3 protein-coding genes are annotated in these 2,725 nt (G+C 78.2%); 2 read left to right on the plus strand and 1 reads right to left on the minus strand.

Annotated elements, in window-relative coordinates:
• Positions 1 to 1,077: hypothetical protein (locus AOK18_RS29335; RefSeq protein ID WP_055696276.1), on the plus strand; the 1,077-nt coding region annotated here is incomplete at its 5' end.
• Between the two features lie 2 nt (positions 1,078 to 1,079).
• Positions 1,080 to 2,348 carry an FAD-dependent oxidoreductase gene (locus AOK18_RS29340; RefSeq protein ID WP_055696278.1) on the plus strand — a complete coding sequence of 423 codons (1,269 nt, stop codon included), beginning with the start codon at positions 1,080 to 1,082 and terminating at the stop codon, positions 2,346 to 2,348.
• Positions 2,349 to 2,580: 232 nt separating this feature from the next.
• Here AOK18_RS29340 and AOK18_RS31575 read toward each other — a convergent pair.
• Positions 2,581 to 2,725 (minus strand): LPXTG cell wall anchor domain-containing protein (locus AOK18_RS31575; RefSeq protein ID WP_157865293.1); only part of this gene is annotated, 145 nt, incomplete at its 5' end.

The raw sequence follows: 2,725 nt of genomic DNA on the forward strand, positions 1-2,725 counted from the left end.
CACGCCCCACCGCCGCCCGGAGCGTCCGCGGACGACGTCCTCGCCGTGCTGCGCCGGGTCGCCGGCCGGATCGCGCGTCCTGCCGTGCTGGTCCCGATGGACGACGCGAGCGCGATCGCGGCGGGGCGTCTGCGGGACGTCCTCGCTCCCTCCTACCTGCTGCCGGTGATGCCGGGCACGCTGCCCGAACGCGTCGCCGACAAGGCGGAACTGGCCGCCGTGTGCGCGGCGGCGGACGTCCCGCACCCGGAGACGCTCGTTCCCGACGGTCCGGAGCGGGCGGCCGCCGACGCGACGCGGCTCGGGCTGCCGGTGGTGGCGAAGTGGAGCCGGCCCTGGCTGCTGCCGGCCGGCCGCGGACTGCGCAGCACGGTGCTGCTGCGTTCCGCGCGGCAGGCCCGGGAGCTGTACCTGCGCGGGGCGGAGGCGGGCAGTCGGCTCCTGCTGCAGGCGTACCTGCCGCCGGGCCCGGACCGGGACTGGTTCTTCCACGGTTACGCCGACCACTCGGGTGCCGTGCGCGCCGGCGGGCCGGGCGTCAAACGGCTGGCCCGGCCGCGGGGCGCGGGGTCGACCGCGGTGGGCACCTGGGTGCCCAATCCGCGGGTGCGGGCCCTGGCCGAGCGGCTCACCGGTGAACTGGGCTACCGCGGCGTCTTCGACCTCGACTTCCGCCGCTGCCACGCGACGGGCCGCTACCACCTGCTCGACTTCAATCCGCGTCCCGGCGCCCAGTTCCGGCTCTTCGAGGACGGGGCCGGCCTGGACGTCGTGCGCGCCCTGCACCTGGACCTGACGGGCCGTCCGCTGCCGTACGGGGACCCGGTGGCCGGGCGGTCCTTCGTGGTGGAGAACCACGCGCCGTTCGCCGTGCTGCGCGCGGCGCCGGGCGGGCGCGAGCTGGCCTGGTACGCCCCGGACGACCGGGCTCCCGGACGGGCGGTGTGGCCGCTGTGGGCCCGTCACGTGTCCGGCCGGCTGCGGGAGCGGCTGGGCGGCGGCGCCGCGGCGCCGTCTCCCGTGGTCCCCCGGGCCGCCTCCCCCTCCCCGACCGACGACGAGAAAGCGAGCAGTTGATGATGTACGACCTCCTGGTGGTCGGTGCCGGCCCGTACGGTCTGTCGATCGCGTCCCACGCCGCGGCCGCCGGTCTGCGCCTGCGCGTGTTCGGCCGGCCCATGGCGTCCTGGCGGGACCACATGCCCGGGGGCATGTTCCTGAAGTCGGAGCCCTGGGCGTCGAACCTCTCGGATCCGGAGGGGCGCCGGACCCTGGCCGCGTACTGCGGGGAACGGGGGCTGACGGCGCGTCACGCCCAGCCGATCCCGGTGGAGGAGTTCGCGTCGTACGGCCTGTGGTTCGCGCGCCACGCCGTGCCGGACGTGGACGAGCGCGTGGTGGCCCGGGTGTCCCCGGACTCCGGCGGCTTCACGGTGGTGACGGCGGACGGGGAGGTGCTGCGGTCTCGGACGGTGGCGCTGGCGGTCGGGGTGATGCCGTTCATCGAGGTCCCGCCGGCCCTGCGCGGGCTGCACCCCTCCCTGGTGACGCACAGCAGCCACCACAGCGGCCTCGGCCAGTTCCGCGGCAGGGACGTCACGGTGATCGGCGGCGGCCAGGCGGCCCTGGAGACCGCGGCGCTGCTCGCCGAGCAGGGCACGCGGGTGCGGGTGCTGGCGCGGGCGGAGCGGCTGGTGTGGAACGAGGTGCCGCCGCCCTGGGAGCGGCCCTGGTGGCAGGCGGTCCGTTCCCCCCACAGCGGGCTGGGCCCCGGCTGGCGGAACTGGTTCTACGCGGAGCGTCCCGGTCTCTTCCGGCGGCTGCCGCAGCGGACCCGGACCCGGGTCGCGGGGACGGCCCTGGGTCCGGCGGGTGCGTGGTGGGTGCGGGACCGGGTGGAGCGGGCGGTGGACGTGCTGCCGGGCCACGAGGTCACCGCGGCCCGTGCGGTGCCGGGCGGGGTGCGGCTGGACACGGTGAACCGCGAGGGCGCCGCGGGGGCCCTGGAGACCGAGCACGTCATCGCGGCCACGGGGTTCCGGGCGCAGCGCGACCGGCTCGGCCTGCTCTGCGCCGAGCTGCGCGGGGCGCTGGCGGTCCTGCCCGACGGTTCCCCGGCGACCGGGCGCGGCTTCGAGTCGTCGCATCCCGGTCTGTTCCTCGCGGGTCTGGTGACCGCCTCCGGTTTCGGTCCGGCCATGCGCTTCGTCCACGGCGCGACGTTCACGGCGCCGACGCTGGTCCGGGGGGTGTGCCGGCGGCTCGGGGCGACTCCGCCGCGCGGGGCGGCGGTTCCCGGTCCCTCGGACGGCAGCCGGGCCGGGTCGCCGGCGCCGGTGCGCGGCTGAGGCGGCGTTCCGCGGGACCCTTCCGGGCCGCTGCCGGCGAACCGGCCGCGGCGGCCCGCCCCGTCCCCCGCTCGCCCCGGCGGGTCCTCGCCCGCCTCCGTACGGCACGGCGCCCCCGGGCCGGTCCGGGCACCCTCGAAGGGGTGGCCCGGACCGGCCCGGGGGCGTGTGCGGCCGGCGGGGTCGCGGGTGCCGGACGGACGGAGTCCGGCACCTCGGCGTCCGGGGACCGCTAGCCGCGGGCGGCTGCCCGTCCCCGGCGGTACAGCAGTGCCCCGCCCACGAGCAGGGCCGCGCCGGCTCCCGAGGCCAGCAGCGCGTTGTCGCTGCCGGTCTCGGCGAGCTGGGGCTGCTCCTCGCCGGCGGCCGGCGGCGTG

The sequence above is a fragment of the Streptomyces prasinopilosus genome, assembly GCF_001419695.1.
GTDB lineage: Bacteria > Actinomycetota > Actinomycetes > Streptomycetales > Streptomycetaceae > Streptomyces > Streptomyces prasinopilosus.

Bases quoted from the DNA above. Each gene is read 5' to 3' on its own strand.
- AOK18_RS29340 (WP_055696278.1), top strand. From the start codon at position 1,080: ATGTACGACCTCCTGGTGGTCGGTGCCGGCCCGTACGGTCTGTCGATC.